Origin of the sequence: Geojedonia litorea, assembly GCF_042654525.1 — a bacterium.
GTDB classification, from domain to species: domain Bacteria; phylum Bacteroidota; class Bacteroidia; order Flavobacteriales; family Flavobacteriaceae; genus Geojedonia; species Geojedonia litorea.
The window spans coordinates 562,965-582,740 of the sequence record NZ_JBHSGP010000014.1 but is presented as its reverse complement, the minus strand read 5'-3'; the positions used below and the strand labels follow the sequence as shown (position 1 = coordinate 582,740).

The window sequence follows — 19,776 nt, the reverse complement described above, 5'->3', positions numbered from 1 at the left end:
AATTGTTAAAACCTCTAAAAATGTGGTAGTTAATTATAGAATTACACGCTTAATACGTTGCGACATGGCGGTTATAATCTCATACGAAATAGTATTTGCCGATTTTGAAAAGACCTCTGCGGTTGGATGTTGTCCAAAAATAATGACTTCATCACCTTCTTGACATTCAATATCAGTTATGTTTACCATAATCATATCCATACACACATTTCCAACGATTGGTGCTCTTTTTCCATTAATGGTAACAAATCCTTTTCCATTACCATATTGCCTTCCTATACCATCTGCATGACCTATTGGTATCGTAGCTGTTTTTTGAAAGGTATCGCTTTTGTAGGCTCTATTATAGCCAACGGTCTCCCCCTTTTTTATTAAATGAATTTGTGAAATCACCGATTTCAAAGTAGCTATAGGTTTTAAATCTTGGCTTTCCTTTTCAGAGTTACCAAAGCCATACAAACCTATTCCACTTCGTACCATATCAAAATGTGCTTCTGGGTAATTCAAAATCCCCGAAGTGTTACACATGTGTTGCATGGGTAGATAACCAAATAGTTTTGAAATTTTATCGCAAATAGTCTTGAAAGATGCTATTTGGCTAAGGGTAAAATCCTTTTCGTTTAGATCTTCACTTGCCGCCATATGTGAGAAAATGGATTTTATACGAACAGATTTCACATTAATTAAACTCGTGTGAATATTGTCTATATCATTTTCTCCAAATCCTATCCGATTTAATCCTGTATTAAATTTAATATGAACAGGGTAATCCTTTTGTTTTTCGTCTTTAGCAGCATCAATAAATGCCCTTAAAACTTTGGCATTATATAAACTGGGTTCTAAACAACGTTCAATTAAAGTTTTAAAATTAACGGGTTGGGGATGTAACACTAAAATTGGCAAAGTAATACCAGCATCTCTTAAGGCAACACCTTCTTTAACATATGCTACAGCAAAATAATCTACCCCAAGTTCTTGCAAATGCAGCGCAATTTCACAAGCGTCACTACCATAGCCATAAGCTTTAACTACGGCCAAAAATTTGGTGTTTGCGTTGAGTTTTGATTTTAGGTGATTGAAATTATGACTTAAAGCCTTTAAATCAATCTCTAGAATAGTTTCTTGGGCTTTAGGCATTTGATGACTTCTGTTTTAAAGAAATGTCTTCGGGGTCGTTGACCTTCATGTTTCGAACCTTGTCCCGAAGCATTGATTTATAAAATGCCGCCCTGCTTAAGGGCTCATATTCTTCAACTTCGCCTAACAGTACAATAGCATCGCTTTTCGCTTTTCGATAACTATATTGGGCCAAATTTCCCGTTTTAGTACAAATAGCATGCACTTTAGTAACATATTCAGCGGTCGCCATTAAATTAGGCATTGGGCCAAACGGATTGCCTTTAAAATCCATATCTAAACCGGCAACAATTACCCGAACCCCTTTGTTGGCCAAATCGTTACAAACCCTTACAATTTCATCATCAAAAAACTGGGCCTCGTCAATACCAACCACATCACAGCCGTCGGCTAAAATAGGAATGTTAGCAGCAGCAGGGACTGGAGTTGATCTAATTTCATTGGAGTCATGTGATATAACTTTTTCTTCATCATAACGTACATCAATGGCAGGTTTAAAGATTTCCACCTTCTGTCTTGCAAATTGTGCACGTTTAAGCCGGCGAATCAGTTCTTCGGTTTTACCCGAGAACATCGAGCCACAAATAACTTCAATCCAACCAAATTGTTCTTTATGATTAACAGTATTTTCGAGAAACATTTTGTAATTTTAACACTAAAACAAAGCTTATTTTCGTTTTGTATAAAGGTGACGTAAATTTATTAAAAATCAAAAACCTAAATAGCATTAAATTTAAAAGTTATGAAGAAGAAGTTGGAATCAGAATTGGTAAGTATTGCGCATAGGATTCTTAAACTAAAAGGGAAAGAAGATGTTATTAAAATGCATGCCGAAGTAGCATTGCTATATGAAAAACTCTCGGTTTTAAAATTTGCACATGATAATTTTGAAGACGAATTACCAACTATAGGCAATGACTCCTCATTTTTTGACATGTTGGATACCGCTTTTAATAATAAAGTAAGTGACAATATCGAAATAGAGGATAAAATTTATATCAACCTAGATGACGTTGAAGATGATGATATTATGGAACCTGTAATGGAAAAAATCAAGGATATGGTCGCTCAAATGCCACATGAAGCTGATGAAATTGATGCCATTTTTGAAGAAGCCATACCACAAAAGCAAGTTCATAAAAAAAACCTAGAAGATATTACCGCGGGGTTTCAAGATATTCCTGAATTTGAACCCGTCACTGATGCAAAAATACGAGAGAACTTTAAAAAATCTCTAAATGACAAACTCAAAAACGGAGGGTTAAATATAGGTCTCAATGATAAATTGGCCTTTATTAAACACTTATTCAACGGTAAAATAGAAGATTACGAACGCGTATTGTCACAGATTAACACAGCAATTTCCTATAAAGAAGCCTCCAACCTCATTCAAAATATTGTGAAACCAGACTATAACAACTGGGCAGGAAAGGAAGAAATCGAGGAGCGTTTTTTACAAATCGTTGAAAGTAAGTTCGATTAGATCTGTGGTGTTTCCGCTCCAAAGTCACGGTCGCGCTTTCACTACTCGCTTCCAAACGGATTCCGTTCGGAGAGCTCAAACAAACCGTTCAATCGCTAACACATGAGCAAACTTTACATTGTACCAACACCTATTGGTAATTTAAAAGATATCACGTTAAGGGCTATAGAAGTTTTAAAAGAGGCCGATTTAATCTTGGCCGAAGATACCCGCACTTCTGGAAAACTACTCAAACATTTTGAAATCAGTACGCCCGCACAGTCCCATCACATGCATAACGAGCATAAAACCGTTGAAAGCTTAATTACCAAGTTAAAAAGCGGAACAACTATAGCATTAATTAGTGATGCTGGTACACCTGCAATTTCAGACCCCGGATTTTTGTTAACACGAGCCTGTATAGAACACGGTATTGAAGTAGATTGCCTTCCAGGCGCAACAGCATTTGTTCCCGCTTTAGTTAATAGTGGTTTGCCAAACGATAAATTTGTGTTTGAAGGGTTTCTACCAGTAAAAAAGGGAAGACAAACTAGACTAACGCTACTCTCAGAAGAAACTCGCACCATTATTTTTTACGAATCGCCTCATAAACTTCTCAAAACACTTAGCAATTTTTGTGAGTATTTTGGTGAAGACAGACCAATTTCAGTGTCTCGTGAATTGACTAAATTATATGAAGAAACTATTAGGGGCACCGTAAAAGAAGTTTTAGAACATTACACCAAAAAACCACCCAAAGGCGAAATCGTGATTGTGGTTGCAGGCAAAAAATAATGGAGGTATTACTGAATGACATAAGGCAATGCTCAATTTGTGCTAAACATTTACCACTCGGGCCACGACCTGTTGCCGAAGCCCATACAGAATCAAAAATTGTTATCATTGGTCAAGCTCCAGGAACTAAAGTTCATGCTTCTGGAGTCCCTTGGGATGATGCTAGTGGTAAGCAGCTTCGTAATTGGCTCAATGTTTCGGATGAGGTTTTTTATGACAGCACAAAATTCGCCATTATACCAATGGGGTTTTGCTACCCTGGCAAAGGCAAATCAGGAGATTTACCACCGCGACCAGAATGTGCGCCACAATGGCATCAGCCTCTTTTTGAGCACATGCCAAAAGTAAAACTGATATTACTCATTGGCACATATGCTCAAAATTATTATTTAAAGGAAAAAGCTAAAGACACCTTAACCGAAACAGTTGCCAATTTTAAAACCTATTTGCCAGATTATTTCCCTTTACCTCATCCGTCACCACGAAATAGGTTTTGGTTGTCAAAAAACCCGTGGTTTGACAAAGAGGTGTTGCCAGTTTTAAAAACAAAAGTTCACGCCCTTATTTCTTAATTTTTCATGTATAGCTTACGTATTATATTTGTTGTTGTTTTATTCCTATGTCTATCGTGTAAGACTGAAAGACCAAAGGATTTTCAACAAAACTATTCAGCATCAGTTGCTTCAGAATTCACAGGAGATCTCGCTTATGAGACTACGGCATTCGTAGAACAGTATTGGCGGGTTGTTGGTAATACAGGCTTCAACAACTCTATTTTCAAAATAGAAGAGCAGTTAAAAAAAGCTGGATTTGTGAACGAAGCAAATGCTAAACCAATCGATTTATTGACCTACAGAATTGAAAAACGACCTCTTGAGCGTCCAACATGGGAACCTGTCAACGCCATTGTTAAAATTAAAAATGAAGAGTTTCCATTGTTGGAGTTTTCATCCAACCGAAATATGATTGCACTCAACTCTTTTAGTACTCCAGAGAAAGGTGTTTTGGCCGAAGTGATTTACATTGAGGATCTAAAGACGCTTAAAGACTTTGATGTTCACGGTAAAATTGTGTTTGCCGAGGCAAGTCCGGCACTACTGATTAGAAACGGCGTTTTGGATGCCGGAGCACTTGGTATAGTAACTTACAACAATCCTGATTATTTACAGCCTGAAAAGAATACGACCTCCATTCAATTTCGCTCTATTCCATACAACGCGCGACAAGAATCCTGGGCCATTGCCTTATCATATCAAGCTAAAGAACGACTTAAAACTAAGTTAGCTCAAGGTAAAGTTGAGTTATTTGTAAACATTCAAACAAAATTCTATCCTTCAGAAGAGCTTACAATTGTGGCTGATATCAAAGGTGCAAAGCATCCAAATGAACGGTTAGTTTTTAGTGCACATGTACAAGAGCCGGGAGCTAATGATAATGCCACCGGAGTAGGTTTGGCACTTGAAATGGCAAGTTTAACAGCTCAATTGATAAAAACCAAGCGGTTAAAGCTTGACAGAACCTTAACCTTTTTATGGGGTGATGAAATTGTGTCTACTCAACGTTATGTAGAAGAAGATTCTGTGAGAGCTAAAAGCATAAAATATGGTATAAGCTTAGACATGGTAGGAGAAAATACCGAGATCACAGGAGGCACGTTCTTAATTGAAAAAATGCCCGATCCAAGTGCTATATGGACGCGAGGTAAGGACCAGCATACCGATTGGGGAGGGCAAAAGCTTACTCTGGAAGACATGAGACCGCATTATTTAAACGATTTTTTGATTTCGCAATTTGAGGCCCAAGGTAAACGAGCCAATTGGAAGGTAAAAACCAACCCTTATGAAGGCGGCAGTGACCACGTGCCATTTTTAAAAAATAATATTCCAAGTGTGTTGTTTTGGCATTTTACCGATCAGTTTTACCATACCGATAACGACCGATTGGATAAGGTTGCAAAAAGTACCTTAAAAAATGTTGGTACAGCCGCATTAATTTCGGCTTATACCTTATTAAACGCTGATGAACACACTGCAAAAAATATTATTGAAATTTTAGAAACTGCCGCGTTAAATAGGCTAAACGATGAATTGATACAAAGTCAAATTGCCATTGAAAATGGAGCAACTCTTGACTCTCAATTAGAAATTATACAGGCTTGGGAAGATTGGTGTCTAAAAGCGATTGAATCTACAGCTGATATGATTTCCCAAAAAGTATTTCTAAAACAAAATATATCAGAATCAAAAAAACGTATTAAATCAATTTCGGATAATATAATCGAAAAACTGAAAAATTAAATATGCTTCCCTTTGTTCCAGCCATGTTTACCTAAATATTGGGAGCCACTTTCAACAGCGCCATCTTCAATACTGGTTCCCATACTATCATTCCAACGGTTCAGATATCCAAAGAGAGAAATAACACCTAACATTTCAACAATTTCACCTTCATCCCAATGCGCATATAAACGTGATTTAATATTCTCATCTACTGCGTTAGGAACCTGCGATGCCGCTAGACTGAAATCTAAAGCAGCACGTTCAGCATCATTAAATGCGGGATGCGTTCGGTATTCCCAAATATTGTCTAACTGCTCCTGTTCGGCACCGTAACGTTCTGCTGCCCTTATGGCGTGTGCTTGGCAATACCTACAGCCAGTGGCATTGCTGCTTACCCAAGCAATCATACGTTTTAAGGCCGATGTTACCCGACCTTCGTTAGCCATCACCGCTTTATTTAAATTGATAAATGCTTTTGAAATGGCAGGGCGACGTTGCATGGTGAGGACCGAATTTGGGCAAAACCCAAGGGTTTCATTAAAGAATTCGGCCAGCTTTTTGGTTTCTAAATCATGGTCGGCAGATAATGGTGTTACTAATGGCATAATTATATTTTTTAGTGCTATTTTTGAACTTACAAGAAATATCCCTAATACTAAATTTGATTGAAGGCAGCATATTAAATGGATATTACTTGTGTTCGAATTATTAAAAATTTTATTACACAAGAAACAAAAAATAGTTTAGAAATGGCAGATAAAATCACAACACAATGGAAAGGGAATATGGTCTTTGAATCTGATAATCCGAGATGGCCTTCGATAATGATGGATGCTTCAAAAGATTTTGGAGGCACAAATTCAGGTATGGCGCCTAAAGCTATGATGCTGTCTTCATTGGCTGGTTGTTCGGGTTTGGATGTGATTATGGTTTTAAATAAAATGAAGGTGAAAATTGACGATTTTAAAATGATCGTTGAAGGAGAATTAACCGATGAGCATCCAAAATATTACCATACCGTAACGGTCGAATATCATTTTTATGGGGATAATTTAAAAGAAGATAAAATCAAAAAAGCCGTTGATCTCTCCGTAGAAAAATATTGTGGTGTTATGGAAATGTTTCGCAAGTTTGCCAACGTAAAAACATCTATTCATTATCATAATAAGTAATAATGCGCTGGACGCTCAAACCCAACCCAGAAACCCATCGCATTGCGGCTTTAAAAAAGGCGCTTCAAGTTGACGATCTTGTTGCCAAACTGTTGCTCCAACGCGACATAGTCACCTATGATGAAGCCAAAACATTTTTCAGGCCAAATCTAGATGATTTGCATGATCCTTTCTTGATGAAAGATATGGATAAGGCTGTTGAGCGAATTGAATCGGCTCTATCCAATAAAGAAAACATTCTCGTCTTTGGAGATTATGATGTTGATGGTACCACTTCAGTGGCACTGATGTCGTCCTACCTAAAATCACGAACTGATTTAGTGGCAACTTATATTCCAGACCGCTATGATGAAGGTTATGGAGTTTCATATAAAGGCATTGATTTTGCAGAGGATAATGGATTTTCATTAATCATTGCTTTAGATTGTGGTGTAAAGGCTGTTGAAAAAGTAAAATACGCCAAAGAAAAAGGGATAGATTTTATTATATGCGATCACCACAGACCGGGCTCACAATTACCTGATGCGATCGCAGTTTTAGACCCCAAACGCGATGATTGCGAATACCCTTATAAAGAGCTATGCGGTTGTGGCGTTGGGTTTAAATTAATTCAAGCTTTAGCATCGAGAGAAGGGAAGACCATAGAAGATTTAGTAGACTATTTAGATTTGGTAGCCACCGCATTAGGGGCCGATATTGTTCCTATAACTGGTGAAAATAGAACCTTGGCCTATTTTGGACTTCAAGTGATAAATACTAATCCTAGACCAGGCATAAAAGCTATTTTGGCTCAAATAAAAAAAGAAGAATTTACCATTACCGATGTGGTTTTCATTGTAGCACCAAGGATAAACGCAGCAGGGCGAATGAAACATGGAAATCATGCCGTCACTTTATTAACAGAAGCCGACTATAATTTAGCGGCGGCTTATGCACTAGATATTGATCAATTTAATACTGAACGACGTGATGCAGACCAACGAATTACTGAAGAAGCTTTACAGCAAATTGAAGAACAAAAGGAACAGGAACGTTTTACTACTGTTGTTTACAATGAAACTTGGCATAAAGGTGTTATTGGTATTGTGGCTTCTCGATTGACGGAAACCTATTATCGACCTACCATTGTGTTTACAAAAAGTGGTGATAAATTAGCCGCTTCGGCCAGATCGGTAAGTGGCTTTGATGTTTATAATGCGCTGGAAGCCTGCAGTTCCTATATTGAACAATTTGGAGGACATAAATACGCTGCCGGGCTTACTTTGAAAGAAGAAAATTATGAAGCCTTTAAACAAGCTTTTGAAGATGAAGTATCCAATACAATAGATAAATCATTGCTAGTGCCAGAAATCAAAATAGATGCTGAAATAGATTTAAGAGATATTACTCCAAAGTTTTACAGAATTTTAAAGCAGTTTGCGCCATTTGGCCCTGGCAATATGACACCTATTTTTATGTCCCAAAATTTAAAGGATACCGGATACGGAAAATGTGTTGGTGAAGAAGATAAGCATTTGCGAATAACAGTGTCACAAACAGGAACTGACAAATTGGTGTGTATAGGTTTTGGCCTTGGAGACAAATTGAATATTGTTTCTAACCAAAAACCTTTCAAGGCGGTATATTCAATTGATGAAAATGAGTGGAATGGTAATGTTTCACTTCAATTAAAATTACGAGATATTAAAGAATAATCACATGGCAAAAAAAGACCCCTATGCTGCGCTTCGAATAAAAGAATTCAACATTTTTTTAGTATTACGTTTTGCTTTGGTATTGGCTTGGTCCATGCAATTTGTTGTTATAGAATGGCAAGTATATGCTTTAACTAGTGACCCTTTGTCGCTTGGCATTATTGGTCTTTGTGAATTTTTACCAGCGTTCTTATTGGCCCCATTTGCGGGCCATATTGTTGATAAAAAAGAAAAGCGAAACTTGTTTATGCTCTGTATCGCATTGTTTTCATTAATAAGTTTTGGCTTGTTTTGGTTAACATCAGAAACCATTGAATCGTCATGGGATACCAAAACTATTTTATTTAGTATTTACAGCTTGGTGTTTTTTGGGGGTGTATTAAGATCCTTTTTTGGACCAACTATTTTTTCGCTTATTGCCTTATTGGTTCCTAAAAGAGTGTATCCAAACGCTGCAACATGGAGTAGTAGTACATGGAAAGGTGCTAGTGTTTTTGGTGCGTTATTGGGAGGTTTTTTAATTGCTTGGATAGGTGTTCATATTACATTGGGCATCATATTTTTATTGGTACTGTTAGCCTTGTTTTTGGTTTTTCAAATAAAAATGAAGCCAATTTTAAACAAAGAAACGCATGAGTCGGTAAAAGACAGTTTAAAAGCAGGAATACAATTTGTGTTTAACGACAAAGTCATTTTAGGAGCACTAACTTTAGATATGATTGCCGTATTATTTGGTGGTGCTGTTGCCATTTTTGCGGTATTTGCAAAAGATATTTTAGATGCTGGACCTAAAGGATTTGGAATACTGAATGCTGCACTTTCTTCAGGAAGCATCATTACCATGTTGGCTACAACATATATTCCTATTACTAAGAATACAGGAAAAAAATTGCTTACTTCGGTTTTTGGGTTTGGCGTTTGCATGATAATTTTTGGTGCCTCAAAACTCATGTGGTTAAGTGTTTTAGCCTTGTTCTTTTCAGGTGTTTTTGATGGTATTTCTATGGTGGTTCGTCAAACTATTCTGCAACTGAAAACACCTGACAACATGAGAGGCCGCGTAGGAGCTGTTAATTCTATGTTTGTTGGATCGTCTAACGAACTTGGTGCACTAGAAAGTGGTATAGCAGCGAGATTGTTTGGTGCGCCTTTAGCAGTTATGTTAGGAGGCACTGTGACGTTGGTGGTTGTGGCTATAATGGGTTCTAAAAACAAACCATTAAGAGAACTAGACTTGACTAAAGATATTGATGAGCATGAAAAAGAAGATTAATAGCATTAGTTTGAATGTTATTCCATTAAATTGGTCTTCCTTTTAAATTACACAAATCAGAGCTTAATTTCTTTTCAAATAGGATAATTGCAATCAAAATTATCCCAAGAAATATTAAAAATGGGTCTTTTTACTAATATTCCTTCAGCTCAAAATTATCACCATCAAAAACGCCATAGGTATAATGACTTATCCAATCACCTAAATTGATATATCTAGCGTTGTTACCTAAATCGATATCTAATGGGAGATGGCGATGTCCAAACACAAAATAATCGTGGTGTTTTTCTTCGAGTTTTCGTTTAGAATATTGAACAAGCCACTCATTTTCTTCTCCTAGAAATTTAGCATCATCATCACCAGAAATCATTTTGTTTTTAACCGAAAGGTAGTGACCTAATCGCATTCCAAAATCAGGATGAATCAAGCGTTTGAACAACCACTTACAAACAGGATTGGTAAACACTTTTTTCATGCGTTTGTAGCCTTTGTCTCCAGGACCAAGGCCGTCACCATGGCCAATAAAAAAACGAGTGTTATTGAAGGTAAATTCTTGAGGTTTATGATAAACTGGGATATTGAGTTCTTCTTCAAAATAACCATTCATCCAAAGGTCATGATTACCTACAAAATAAAAAATAGGAATACCAGAATCACTAATTTCAGCCAATTTGCCCAATGTTCGAGTAAACCCTTTTGGAATCACTTTCCTGTATTCCATCCAAAAATCAAATAGGTCACCTAAAAGAAAAATGGCAGCCGCATCCTGCTTAATGTGATCCAACCAAGCCACAAATTTTTTCTCCCTAGGCAATGATGCTTCACTTGACGGAGCACCTAAATGATTGTCTGAAGCAAAATAGATTTTTTTTCCTTTTTGGAAGTTTATTTGGTGAGTATTATTCATTATCGCTGGCGTACCATTCGGCAAAACTAGTTTCAGTTTCTTGTAATTTTAGAGAATGCAATTGTATGTTTTCGGGTAAATGTTTTTTAATTTTTCGAGCAAAATCAATAACCATCATTTCACTAGTGGGTTGATAATTAACCAAAAGCACATTATGACCTCTGGTTTCTAATTCCTTGGCAAGTTCAACATGAGGTGTGTTTTTGTTAAATACTGTTGCGTGATCAAAAACATCAACAATTTCACTTTTCACTATTTTTTTAAGATCACTAAAGTCTATGACCATGCCAAATTTAACATTGGAAGTATCCTCTATAGGTTTACCAATGACGGTGACCGAAAGTTTATAACTATGCCCATGTACATTTTTACATTTACCATCGTAGCCATAAAGCGCATGTCCAGTCTCAAAAGAGAATTGTTTTGTAATTCTAATCGTACTCATTACCTATAAATTTCTTCGCAAAGATATTGAATTTGTAAAAGCAATTGGTTTTTAGATTACTTTTGCTCGCTTTTGTTGAAATTGAGCATCAATTTTTAAGTAAATGAATCAACTTTTTGAATCTTTATCTTTCGTTGAAAATCCTTTGTATGAGAGGATTATAGAGGATATTTTGGCTAAGCAGTATAGCGTGGTTGAAGATTTCTTTTTATTAGATGAAGTTGCTGTTTTAAGACAATCATTGCTCGACAAACATGAAGAAGATCGCTTCAAAAAAGCCGCTATTGGCAATCATCTCAACGAAACTATTGTTAAATCTATTAGAGGCGATGTGATTTTGTGGATTGACGAAAACAAGGCAAATTCTTCTGAAATGCTGTTTTTCAGCAAGATTAACAATTTGGTCGACTACCTTAACAAAACCTGTTTTTTAGGAATAATGCATAAAGAATTTCATTATGCGGTTTACCCGACAGGGACATTTTATAAGCGGCATATTGACACGTTTCAAAATGATGATAGACGTAAACTTTCGTTCGTCTGTTATTTAAATGATGAAGATTGGCAAGTTGAGAATGGCGGAGAATTGGTACTTTATTTGAATACTAATGGCCAATACGAAGAAAAAGTAATCTATCCATTTCCTGGTCGTGTGGTGATTTTTGAAAGCCAAATTATTGAACACGAAGTTAAGCCAGTAAATACTGAACGCTTAAGTATTACAGGTTGGCTAAAAACCAGATAATTTAACGCTTTTTATACTTATTATAAAAGTAGATGATTATTAATACTATCGCTAAAATTAGAAACAGCCTATTCATAATTATTGAATTTTAGTACTATAAAGTTACTCTTTTTGAGAAAGAGGAATGAATTTTTTTCTGAAAATTATAATTAAGGGGAAGCCTCTAGCGATTATCCAAAAGGTTAATGCAATAAAAATGGCATATAATTTATAATTTAAGTGATCTAGCCATAAAAGCAAAGGTATGAAAACTAGAAATGTAGAAACTAGAAGAAGATTTCTTAAGGTTTTCATTTTTCCTAATCCTTTAAAAACACCATCAAAAATAAAGGCTAAAGCGCACAATGGTTGCATGGCCAAAATCACCCAAAACACCTTGTAGAATTGGTTTAAGACTTCCTCATCTTGAGAAAACAACCTTCCGAGAGGGTAATAAATTAAGCCACCTAATAGCCCTAAACAGAAACCTATTACAATGCCGTAAGTGATTAGCTTATTGCTTAATTCAATTAATGATTTGTAGTCTTTTGCTCCAAACAATTTTCCGGACAAAATATTCCCAGCACTGGCATAGCCGTCGATAAAAAAAGCTCCAAAAAACCAAAGGTTGATTCCAATAGTATAAGCAGCTATATAGGCTGCCCCATAACTAGTAGCATAACTAGTAGCAAAGTACAGTGTAATATTTAGAGCTAATGTTCGTACAAATAAGTTAAGAATCATTACCGTGAATTTGCCAATTTCTTTATTAAATGGAAGCTGAAATTTTAAAGAGATGTCGGTTTTACTTAAAAGATAATAGGCAGATAAAATGGCCATTAAAAATTGTGCAATAACACTCGCATAAGCCGCGCCCTGGATATGCATTGCTGGGATGTAATTCTCTATTCCATAAACCAGAACTACATCCAAAACAATATTTGAAAGCGCCCCAACAATAGCAATAATCATCGGGTAATAAGTGTTTTGCAAACCTCTAAATGTTCCAAAAATTGCGATAGTAAATAAGGTAAATGGAAAGCCAAACACCCGTATTTTGTAGTAATCAACGCTGTAATCAAGTATGAGTTCTGATGCGTTGTAAAGTTTAAAAATGGATTCAGCAAAAGGGTAGGTTGCCAAAATTATTAGCAAGCTTAAAGAAGTAATCAAAAAAATAGCTTGAGCAGGTAAATTTTTAACTTCTTCAAGTTTATTTGCCCCTAGATATTGTGAAACGATGGAAGAAATTGCACTGCGGGTTTGACCTAGAATCCAGATGAGCATCGATAAAAATGTGGTTACAATCCCCACAGCAGCTAAAGACTCAGTTGGATTCAATTCAACATTTCCAACAATTGCAGCATCGGTTAAAGACAAAATAGGCTCTGATACCCCAGAAATTAATGCTGGGATGGCAAGTTTATTAATATGTTTAAAGCTTAGACTTGGATTCACAATACGAGTTCGTAGCAGTAAAAAGGATGTTCACTTTGTTTTGGGAAATAGATGTCTTCCAAACGTTGATAGCCTCTACATTCATAAAATTTTTGATTTCTTGGGTTTTTAGAAAAAGTATCTAAACGAATTGAAACAAACTTGTTTTTTCGTCCAAATTCTTCAGAAAAACTAATTAATTGTTGTGCGTAGCCTCGACCTTGAACGTCAGGATGAACCGCCAATCGATGTATATAAAGATTATTTTTATTAGGAGTTAACCAAGCAACTGGTTTATAAATATCATCCATATAGGTTGAAACTACTATACAAGCAACTACTTTGGATTTTTCCTCAAGAACAAATAATTCGCCACGTTTAATATCGGTTTCAAAGGCTGCGGCATTTGGGTAGTGTTCATTCCATTGGAATATATTTTGATTAATCATATGCCTTGCGCAGGCCCTTGTAATCTCTAAAACAGCAGCTACGTCTATAATTGTTGCTTTACGTATCATTAATAATCCTTATTTTTGCCGTAAATTTAGTTTAAAATATTAAACATGAAGAATATATTAGTTCCTGTAGGGTCTTCAAAAAATGCCGAAAGTCACTTGCAATACGCTGTTGACTTTGCAAGGAGTTTTGGCGCTAGATTATATGTTGTACAAATCTATAATGTGTATACCAAGGCAGGAACCATGGTTAAAGTAGATCATATTTTAGAACGTGAGAGTTTGGCCTTTTTAAAATCACATGTTGAGAAGGTAGACACTACTGGTGTTGATGTTGTTGTGAAAACTTTTAAAGGGAAATTGGTTGATACGATAGAGCTCGTTTGTCGAAGCCTAGATATAGATTTAATTGTATTAGAACCTAGAACAAATTCTATAAGAGACGAAGTGTATTTGGGTAAAACTTCTGGTAAGATTGTAAAGCAAACCAATATTCCTGCCCTAATAGTACCTGAAGGGTATGCCTATAGACCAATTAAAGGAATTTTGGTAGCCTTAAAATCGGCCATTATTAAGAAGGATAATGTGCTTAATCCATTAAAGGATATTAAGTCTCATTTTAATGCAGCCGTAAATTTATTATTGGTGAAAACACCGTTTTATAAGGAAGGTGATTTTAATGTTAATGAAGAACTTTCTCAATTGATAAAAAACACTATTTTTGCTGAAAGTGCAACTACCTTTCAAGGTGTTTTGGAGCATTACAAAGAAAACAATCCTGACCTATTGTGTGTGGTCAGACGCAAGAGAGGTTTCTTTACCAAACTTTGGGAAAAGAACACCATTCTTAAAAAAGATTTTAATAGCTCTAAATTACCTGTTTTGGTATTGAGTGAACTTAAATAAAATATTGGGGATGTAGCTCAGTTGGCTAGAGCGTTTGGCTGGCAGCCAAAAGGTCGTCGGTTCGAGCCCGATCTTCTCCACTCAAAAGCAATGCGAAAGCGTTGCTTTTTGTTTTTTGAAAAGGGCGAAAAGTTTATCCTGAGCGTAGTCGAAGGGAGCCCGATCTTCTCCACTTAAAAGCAACGTTTTCACGTTGCTTTTTTTATTGGCTAAATCTTTTGAGACAATTGTTGCTTTAAGTCTTCAAAATTCTTCACAGGAACAAGGTCTCGAATATCAATTTCGTAAAGGTCAGCAAAGGTTACAAATGTACTTTGGTCAGACCGAGTTCTGGTGCTTCCTTTGGGATAATATCGGCGTTTTAAGATAAATTCGGGTTTTGAAATCCATCCACAAACTGTCAATTCATTTTTGATTTTATGATAGCTGCAAAAAATGTAGATATCAGTTTTAAAATGATCTTGTAATTTAAGGAAGTTGTTCGTATAACTACGTTTCACATCGGTAGTTCTACCCATTGTTTTAACGTCTATGGCCTTGTTTTTATAAATTATATCAATACCCTTATCACAACCAGTAGCGCCATTTACATAACCAAGACCAAAAAGAGTTGAAATTACTGATTGACCAATCACGCCAGTTAACTGTTGCTCTTTGGTACCGTTTGCCGTGTGGCGTTGTCCAAAATTATACGATTCAATCAATGCCTCACAATGTTTTATGAGATCATTTTCAACAGGAACTGTAAACATATAATAAAAATGAAAAGATAATGATTTTTCATTTTCAATTTTAAACTACTCTAAAAATTACTTATCTGTAAAATTTATAATGGCTTTTCCACAAATGGAATATTAGGATTACAAAGCTCTAGTATTAGAGTTTTTAGCTGAATAAAAAAGGCGTCCAAAGTGTCCTGATTTATCAATTGATCTTTAGTTCGGCCACGAATAGATTCTTTTTTACCAAATTTTAAAAAGTATTCACCCTGTAGGTTTTTAAATGAAATGATTCCGCCTTCAACAGGAAGACAATTTGGATTTTGTTGATGAAGCATATATGCATAACTTAATACCTGAAAACTTTTGCTGTATTTAGTGTAATCCGTAAGTATGTCTTCCCAATTCACTATTTCAATTTGCCCTTGAATGACTTTACCAGATTTGTAATCAATAATTCGCGTTACACCATTAAATTCATCAACGCGATCAACGGTTCCATTTAAACGAACAGGAAAGCCTAATTCAGGAAGATTGAGATCAGTAGAGTATGAGGCTTCTAGATCAATAATTTTTATAGTATTGCCGGCATTTATAGATTCTAATTCTTTCTCTAAAAAATTGAACACATAGCGTTTGGCGATTTCAAAAACGATAAGGTTTTTGCCTTTGGAAAAATCACCATCTTTAAATAGATTCTTAAAATGTTCCTTTACGGTAGATGAAATTAAAGGCTTTAGGGATGTAATATAGTCTTTGGTTAAAAATTGGTTTTTAATTGGCGTATAAAGTGTTTCCAAAGAATGATGAATAACGCTACCTAATGTATTCGCTGCAATAGTTTCTTCAAGTTCTTCAAAAGGTTTTATACCGAGTATTTTCTCGTAATAAAAATCAATAGGATTTCTTATATAATTGGTTAATGATGAAGGCGAAAACCCTTCTGAAGCGACTGTTTTTAGACGTTCCATTATGGCATCAGTTTTTTCAATTTGCTTTAAGGAGCTTACTGTTGCCTTAACATTTGGGCCAATCACCACTGACTTTATATCATGGATGTTTTCGATTTCTAGCTGACTAATAAATCTGCTTTTTTCTCCTCCTTTTAATACATCAGGCTCTGTATTGTAAAGTATATAAACTCGTTTGGCCCGTTGCAATAATCTGTAAAAATGATTGGTATAAACCGCATCCTTTTCTTTGTAAGTGGGTAATCCATGCTCAAGTTTAACATCAAAAGGGATAAATGAATTTATACTTTTTCCAGCGGGCAAAATGCCTTCGTTTACCGAAGAAATAATTATGGTTTCAAAATCTAGAACTCTAGTTTCTAACATCCCCATAATTTGTAAACCTTGTAAAGGTTCGCCTTTAAAGTCTAAAGTTTCATTAGCGATAATTTCTTTATAAAGCCCAAAAAGCGCGTTAATAGAGTTAATATGTGGATAGGTTGTGTTTAAATTTTGAAGTTCTGTGAATACGACATTAAATCGATATAAATATTCCATGTCGATTACGCTCTTTGTCGCTTGCTTTTGTAGATGCTCCTTAATTAATAAAATAAGCTGGGTACAGTTGTGAATTGCAGTTTGGGCAGTGTTATTCCAACTCCCAAATAGTATAGTAAATAATTCTGAATGAGATGGGCTAAATAAATTTAATGTTGACAAACTCAAATAAGCAATATTGTTTTCTTGAATATGGCTTATTAAGGCATCGGCATAATTTTTAGAGCCTTCAGAAAACAAAGGTTTTATATATGAATTGGACAGGATAGCTGTAACATCTTTGTAGTAGATATTTGGCTTTGCATTTTTATGGATTTTAAAAAGAGATTCAAACAAGAACGCCATTGGGATAGAACGTAAAGGCAATCCCATGGTAACATTTACTGTGTCAATTTGTTCGGGAATAGAGTTTAACAATGGAATTAAAAGGTGCTCATTGCCCAAGATTACCGCTGTATTAGAAAGGCTTTTCTTGCTCTCCTGTAATTGATTGAGCAATGCTCCAATTTGCTTTACTTGACCAACTTGTTTAGGAACACCTATAACTTCTATGGTTTTTGGTGTTGCATAGTTTTTAGTTATCCAAGTAAAAGGTTGTTTTTTAAAGTAAGGCCAATTATTTTTATAGTGTCTAGTGAATAACCCGGCGTCATGTTGGAGGTTATTTATAAAAGTTTCGTCAATGTCCCAATATATTTTAGCCAAGTCTTGTTGTAGCAACTCTTGAATTATGATTTCTTCAGCCTTATTTAAGGCATTAAAACCAACAAAAACATATCGAACTTTAGGTTTTGTTGCAATATATTGCTCAAGGTTTGTAGCGGCTTCTCTATAGACGAGTCCTTGATAGCCTTTTCTTTTCTCTAATAGCATATTTTTAAACGTGCTATAAAGAATTGGAAGCCTTTTCCAGAATGAAATATAATTTTTTACATAAGAGGTTTGTTCCTGATTTAAGGACCAATGGTTAATCTCTTTGATGGCTCCTAAATAATTAAAAATTGAGTCAGGGGAAATTAAAAACCGATCTATTTCATTAAAATCCTGAAGTAAGAGTTGTGCCCATTTAGTGAAGGCCTCAAAGGGCTCTATATTATCTTTCTCTGTTATAGATAAATAGGCTTCATAAAACTCAAATAATAATTCAGTGTTGGTAGCATAGGTAATATCGGCAACAGTTTCAACAAAGGATTCTATTGATAAAATTTCTGGAGCAAAGTTGGTTTTGGTCGTACGTTGAGCAATATGATTTTTTAAAAAAAAGCCAGCACGCTTGCTCGGTAAAATGAAGGTTATTTCAGAAATATCAAGGGCTTGATTCTGTAGGTCTACTATAACATCTTCTAAAAAACTTGTCATAGTATAAAAATAAAAAACGCCCCGATATACGGGGCGTTTTTAAAATTATATTTTAATAACTTTTTATTTAAGAGTTACTTCAACTCGTCTGTTATTTTTTCTGCCAAATGCAGTTGCATTAGTATCAATTGGTTTTTCTTCACCATGACCAACAGCAGTTAATCTCTCTCCATCTATACCGTTTGCAATTAACCAATCTCTTACAGCGTTAGCTCTTCTTTCAGATAATAATTGGTTAGAAGATTTTGATCCAACACTATCAGTATGACCTGCGATAGTAAAATCAGCACGTGGGTATTCTTTGAAGATAGCTTGCATAGAAGCTAAAGTTTGTAAAGACTCTTGTTTGAAAGATGATTTACCAGTATCAAATAAGATAGTTCTAGCATACTCATTTAAAGTTTTCATAACTTCTGGAGTTGGCTGAATTTCTGGACAACCATTGTTAGCTACAGTACCTGCCTCGTTAGGACACTTATCGTCTTTATCTAAAACACCATCGCCATCAGTATCTGGCCAAGGGCAACCATTGTTAGCAGCAGGACCAGCAACATTAGGACAGTTGTCTTTGTTGTCAGCAACACCATCACCGTCAGCATCTGGGCAACCGTTTAAAGCTTTAAGACCAGCAACTGTTGGACAATCATCATTTTTGTCAGCAACACCGTCACCGTCAGTATCAGGACATCCGTTGAATTCAGCTAAACCAGCTTCGTTAGGACAATCATCTTTAGAATCTTCAATACCATCACCATCAGTGTCAGGACAACCGTTGAATGCTTCTAAACCAGGAACATCTGGACAAGCGTCATCTTTGTCATAAATACCATCACCATCGGTATCTTTTCCGCCGAATTTAATAACTAAACCAGCAGTATGTTGAAAGTGTGAAGATAAGTAATCTTCAAAAGCATGTTTGTAGCTAGTTTGAATGTTTAAGCCAATATTTTCAGAAAACCATAGGTTGAATCCTAAAGTACCATTTAAAGTACCAGCACCTATGTCATCAACCCAAGTGTATCCACCACCAACACCTAAATAAGGGTCAAATGTTGAAGCTTTAAGAAAGTTGTATTTAATGGTTCCATCTAATCCGTAGTAAGAAAGATCACTTACAGATGCATCACCGAAATTTTCTATTTTGTTAATCGTTCCTGCAGCTGTTAATGTAAATCCGTCACTTAAGTATCTCGATACTGAAATAGACGATAAAGATGGTAATACATTATAGTGATCACCAAAGTTAAAAAATTCGTCAAAATACTCTCCAAGCGGAGCATTCTCCCCGGTAGGATAAAAGTCAACTGCGTTTACGCCAATTCCAATAGCCCAAGGATTGTTACTATCTTGTGCATTAGCGTTGAAGCTCAATAAAAGCAACATAGCGAAAAATAATCTGCTAAGATTTTTCATATTCTAAAATTTAATTTTTAAGTGTTAATTGTAAGCAAAAGTAAGTTGTTAAATTTTATTAACAAAGACAAATATATAAAAATATTGAATA

The 19,776-nt window shown here is 35.5% G+C and carries 19 protein-coding genes and 1 tRNA gene; 10 read left to right on the top strand and 10 right to left on the bottom strand.

Going from position 1 to position 19,776, the window contains the following annotated elements; genetic code table 11:
* Positions 1 to 33 precede the first annotated feature (33 nt).
* Positions 34 to 1,137, bottom strand: a complete 1,104-nt coding sequence (gene alr / locus ACFO5O_RS10575; RefSeq protein WP_387963560.1) for an alanine racemase — start codon at positions 1,135 to 1,137, stop codon at positions 34 to 36.
* Positions 1,130 to 1,777: a thymidine kinase gene (locus tag ACFO5O_RS10570; protein WP_119030331.1), complete on the bottom strand. Its 648-nt coding sequence runs from the start codon at positions 1,775 to 1,777 to the stop codon at positions 1,130 to 1,132. Before ACFO5O_RS10570 ends, alr begins: the two co-directional genes overlap by 8 nt.
* A gap of 102 nt (positions 1,778 to 1,879) precedes the next feature.
* On the opposite strand from ACFO5O_RS10570, the gene ACFO5O_RS10565 reads away from it, so the two are divergent.
* From ACFO5O_RS10565 to ACFO5O_RS10550, 4 genes are all read left to right on the top strand, one after another.
* A complete protein-coding gene (locus tag ACFO5O_RS10565) occupies positions 1,880 to 2,620 on the top strand; it encodes a hypothetical protein (RefSeq protein ID WP_387963558.1) in 741 nt (246 codons plus the stop codon).
* 102 nt (positions 2,621 to 2,722) lie between these two features.
* The gene (gene rsmI, locus ACFO5O_RS10560) at positions 2,723 to 3,394 is read left to right on the top strand and encodes a 16S rRNA (cytidine(1402)-2'-O)-methyltransferase (RefSeq protein ID WP_387963556.1); all 672 of its coding nucleotides are present in this window, start codon (positions 2,723 to 2,725) and stop codon (positions 3,392 to 3,394) included.
* Positions 3,394 to 3,966 carry a uracil-DNA glycosylase family protein gene (locus tag ACFO5O_RS10555; protein ID WP_387963554.1) on the top strand — a complete coding sequence of 191 codons (573 nt, stop codon included), beginning with the start codon at positions 3,394 to 3,396 and terminating at the stop codon, positions 3,964 to 3,966. Before rsmI ends, ACFO5O_RS10555 begins: the two co-directional genes overlap by 1 nt.
* Positions 3,967 to 3,972: 6 nt before the next feature.
* On the top strand, positions 3,973 to 5,691 hold the full coding sequence (locus tag ACFO5O_RS10550; protein WP_387963552.1) for a M28 family peptidase: 1,719 nt from the start codon (positions 3,973 to 3,975) through the stop codon (positions 5,689 to 5,691).
* On the opposite strand, the gene ACFO5O_RS10545 is transcribed toward ACFO5O_RS10550, so the two are convergent.
* Positions 5,688 to 6,278 carry a carboxymuconolactone decarboxylase family protein gene (locus ACFO5O_RS10545; protein ID WP_387963550.1) on the bottom strand — a complete coding sequence of 197 codons (591 nt, stop codon included), beginning with the start codon at positions 6,276 to 6,278 and terminating at the stop codon, positions 5,688 to 5,690. The genes ACFO5O_RS10550 and ACFO5O_RS10545 overlap by 4 nt on opposite strands.
* A gap of 144 nt (positions 6,279 to 6,422) precedes the next feature.
* Here ACFO5O_RS10545 and ACFO5O_RS10540 point away from each other — a divergent pair, with 144 nt between their 5' ends.
* The 3 genes from ACFO5O_RS10540 to ACFO5O_RS10530 are packed head-to-tail and all read left to right on the top strand — an operon-like array spanning position 6,423 to position 9,812.
* The gene (locus ACFO5O_RS10540; RefSeq protein WP_387963548.1) at positions 6,423 to 6,845 is read left to right on the top strand and encodes an OsmC family protein; all 423 of its coding nucleotides are present in this window, start codon (positions 6,423 to 6,425) and stop codon (positions 6,843 to 6,845) included.
* Positions 6,846 to 6,847: 2 nt separating this feature from the next.
* The gene (recJ, locus tag ACFO5O_RS10535) at positions 6,848 to 8,539 is read left to right on the top strand and encodes a single-stranded-DNA-specific exonuclease RecJ (RefSeq protein ID WP_387963546.1); all 1,692 of its coding nucleotides are present in this window, start codon (positions 6,848 to 6,850) and stop codon (positions 8,537 to 8,539) included.
* A gap of 4 nt (positions 8,540 to 8,543) precedes the next feature.
* On the top strand, positions 8,544 to 9,812 hold the full coding sequence (locus tag ACFO5O_RS10530) for an MFS transporter (protein ID WP_387963544.1): 1,269 nt from the start codon (positions 8,544 to 8,546) through the stop codon (positions 9,810 to 9,812).
* 133 nt (positions 9,813 to 9,945) lie between these two features.
* Here the strand turns inward: ACFO5O_RS10530 and ACFO5O_RS10525 are convergent, their stop codons facing one another.
* On the bottom strand, positions 9,946 to 10,701 hold the full coding sequence (locus ACFO5O_RS10525; protein ID WP_387965117.1) for a UDP-2,3-diacylglucosamine diphosphatase: 756 nt from the start codon (positions 10,699 to 10,701) through the stop codon (positions 9,946 to 9,948).
* 10 nt (positions 10,702 to 10,711) lie between these two features.
* Positions 10,712 to 11,164, bottom strand: a complete 453-nt coding sequence (locus tag ACFO5O_RS10520; protein WP_387963542.1) for a 6-pyruvoyl trahydropterin synthase family protein — start codon at positions 11,162 to 11,164, stop codon at positions 10,712 to 10,714.
* Between the two features lie 103 nt (positions 11,165 to 11,267).
* On the opposite strand from ACFO5O_RS10520, the gene ACFO5O_RS10515 reads away from it, so the two are divergent.
* Complete coding sequence (locus tag ACFO5O_RS10515; protein WP_387963540.1) at positions 11,268 to 11,909, top strand: 2OG-Fe(II) oxygenase; 642 nt, start codon at positions 11,268 to 11,270, stop codon at positions 11,907 to 11,909.
* 102 nt (positions 11,910 to 12,011) lie between these two features.
* Here the strand turns inward: ACFO5O_RS10515 and ACFO5O_RS10510 are convergent, their stop codons facing one another.
* Both ACFO5O_RS10510 and ACFO5O_RS10505 read right to left on the bottom strand, forming a co-directional pair.
* Entirely contained in the window at positions 12,012 to 13,346 is a 1,335-nt protein-coding gene (locus ACFO5O_RS10510) for an MATE family efflux transporter (RefSeq protein WP_387963538.1), read from the bottom strand.
* Positions 13,343 to 13,843, bottom strand: coding sequence for a GNAT family N-acetyltransferase (locus ACFO5O_RS10505; RefSeq protein ID WP_387963536.1), 501 nt, complete (start codon positions 13,841 to 13,843; stop codon positions 13,343 to 13,345). The genes ACFO5O_RS10510 and ACFO5O_RS10505 overlap by 4 nt, the downstream gene beginning before the upstream one ends.
* A gap of 45 nt (positions 13,844 to 13,888) precedes the next feature.
* Here ACFO5O_RS10505 and ACFO5O_RS10500 point away from each other — a divergent pair, with 45 nt between their 5' ends.
* Both ACFO5O_RS10500 and ACFO5O_RS10495 read left to right on the top strand, forming a co-directional pair.
* On the top strand, positions 13,889 to 14,686 hold the full coding sequence (locus ACFO5O_RS10500; protein ID WP_387963534.1) for a universal stress protein: 798 nt from the start codon (positions 13,889 to 13,891) through the stop codon (positions 14,684 to 14,686).
* A 6-nt stretch (positions 14,687 to 14,692) separates the two neighbouring features.
* Positions 14,693 to 14,766: transfer RNA gene (locus tag ACFO5O_RS10495), tRNA-Ala, on the top strand.
* A 129-nt stretch (positions 14,767 to 14,895) separates the two neighbouring features.
* On the opposite strand, the gene ACFO5O_RS10490 is transcribed toward ACFO5O_RS10495, so the two are convergent.
* The 3 genes from ACFO5O_RS10490 to ACFO5O_RS10480 all read right to left on the bottom strand — a co-directional run bounded on the left by ACFO5O_RS10490 (position 14,896) and on the right by ACFO5O_RS10480 (position 19,685).
* Positions 14,896 to 15,438: a hypothetical protein gene (locus ACFO5O_RS10490; RefSeq protein ID WP_387963532.1), complete on the bottom strand. Its 543-nt coding sequence runs from the start codon at positions 15,436 to 15,438 to the stop codon at positions 14,896 to 14,898.
* A 74-nt stretch (positions 15,439 to 15,512) separates the two neighbouring features.
* A complete protein-coding gene (locus tag ACFO5O_RS10485) occupies positions 15,513 to 18,272 on the bottom strand; it encodes a PD-(D/E)XK nuclease family protein (RefSeq protein WP_387963530.1) in 2,760 nt (919 codons plus the stop codon).
* A 63-nt stretch (positions 18,273 to 18,335) separates the two neighbouring features.
* The gene (locus tag ACFO5O_RS10480) at positions 18,336 to 19,685 is read right to left on the bottom strand and encodes an OmpA family protein (protein WP_387963528.1); all 1,350 of its coding nucleotides are present in this window, start codon (positions 19,683 to 19,685) and stop codon (positions 18,336 to 18,338) included.
* Positions 19,686 to 19,776 lie beyond the last annotated feature (91 nt).

Excerpts from the sequence above, each read along its gene's own strand:
- alr (WP_387963560.1), bottom strand. The coding sequence starts at position 1,137 with ATGCCTAAAGCCCAAGAAACTATTCTAGAGATTGATTTAAAGGCTTTA.
- ACFO5O_RS10570 (WP_119030331.1), bottom strand. The coding sequence starts at position 1,777 with ATGTTTCTCGAAAATACTGTTAATCATAAAGAACAATTTGGTTGGATT.
- ACFO5O_RS10565 (WP_387963558.1), top strand. The coding sequence starts at position 1,880 with ATGAAGAAGAAGTTGGAATCAGAATTGGTAAGTATTGCGCATAGGATT.
- rsmI (WP_387963556.1), top strand. The coding sequence starts at position 2,723 with ATGAGCAAACTTTACATTGTACCAACACCTATTGGTAATTTAAAAGAT.
- ACFO5O_RS10555 (WP_387963554.1), top strand. The coding sequence starts at position 3,394 with ATGGAGGTATTACTGAATGACATAAGGCAATGCTCAATTTGTGCTAAA.
- ACFO5O_RS10550 (WP_387963552.1), top strand. The coding sequence starts at position 3,973 with ATGTATAGCTTACGTATTATATTTGTTGTTGTTTTATTCCTATGTCTA.
- ACFO5O_RS10545 (WP_387963550.1), bottom strand. The coding sequence starts at position 6,278 with ATGCCATTAGTAACACCATTATCTGCCGACCATGATTTAGAAACCAAA.
- ACFO5O_RS10540 (WP_387963548.1), top strand. The coding sequence starts at position 6,423 with ATGGCAGATAAAATCACAACACAATGGAAAGGGAATATGGTCTTTGAA.
- recJ (WP_387963546.1), top strand. The coding sequence starts at position 6,848 with ATGCGCTGGACGCTCAAACCCAACCCAGAAACCCATCGCATTGCGGCT.
- ACFO5O_RS10530 (WP_387963544.1), top strand. The coding sequence starts at position 8,544 with ATGGCAAAAAAAGACCCCTATGCTGCGCTTCGAATAAAAGAATTCAAC.
- ACFO5O_RS10520 (WP_387963542.1), bottom strand. The coding sequence starts at position 11,164 with ATGAGTACGATTAGAATTACAAAACAATTCTCTTTTGAGACTGGACAT.
- ACFO5O_RS10515 (WP_387963540.1), top strand. The coding sequence starts at position 11,268 with ATGAATCAACTTTTTGAATCTTTATCTTTCGTTGAAAATCCTTTGTAT.
- ACFO5O_RS10505 (WP_387963536.1), bottom strand. The coding sequence starts at position 13,843 with ATGATACGTAAAGCAACAATTATAGACGTAGCTGCTGTTTTAGAGATT.
- ACFO5O_RS10500 (WP_387963534.1), top strand. The coding sequence starts at position 13,889 with ATGAAGAATATATTAGTTCCTGTAGGGTCTTCAAAAAATGCCGAAAGT.
- ACFO5O_RS10490 (WP_387963532.1), bottom strand. The coding sequence starts at position 15,438 with ATGTTTACAGTTCCTGTTGAAAATGATCTCATAAAACATTGTGAGGCA.
- ACFO5O_RS10485 (WP_387963530.1), bottom strand. The coding sequence starts at position 18,272 with ATGACAAGTTTTTTAGAAGATGTTATAGTAGACCTACAGAATCAAGCC.
- ACFO5O_RS10480 (WP_387963528.1), bottom strand. The coding sequence starts at position 19,685 with ATGAAAAATCTTAGCAGATTATTTTTCGCTATGTTGCTTTTATTGAGC.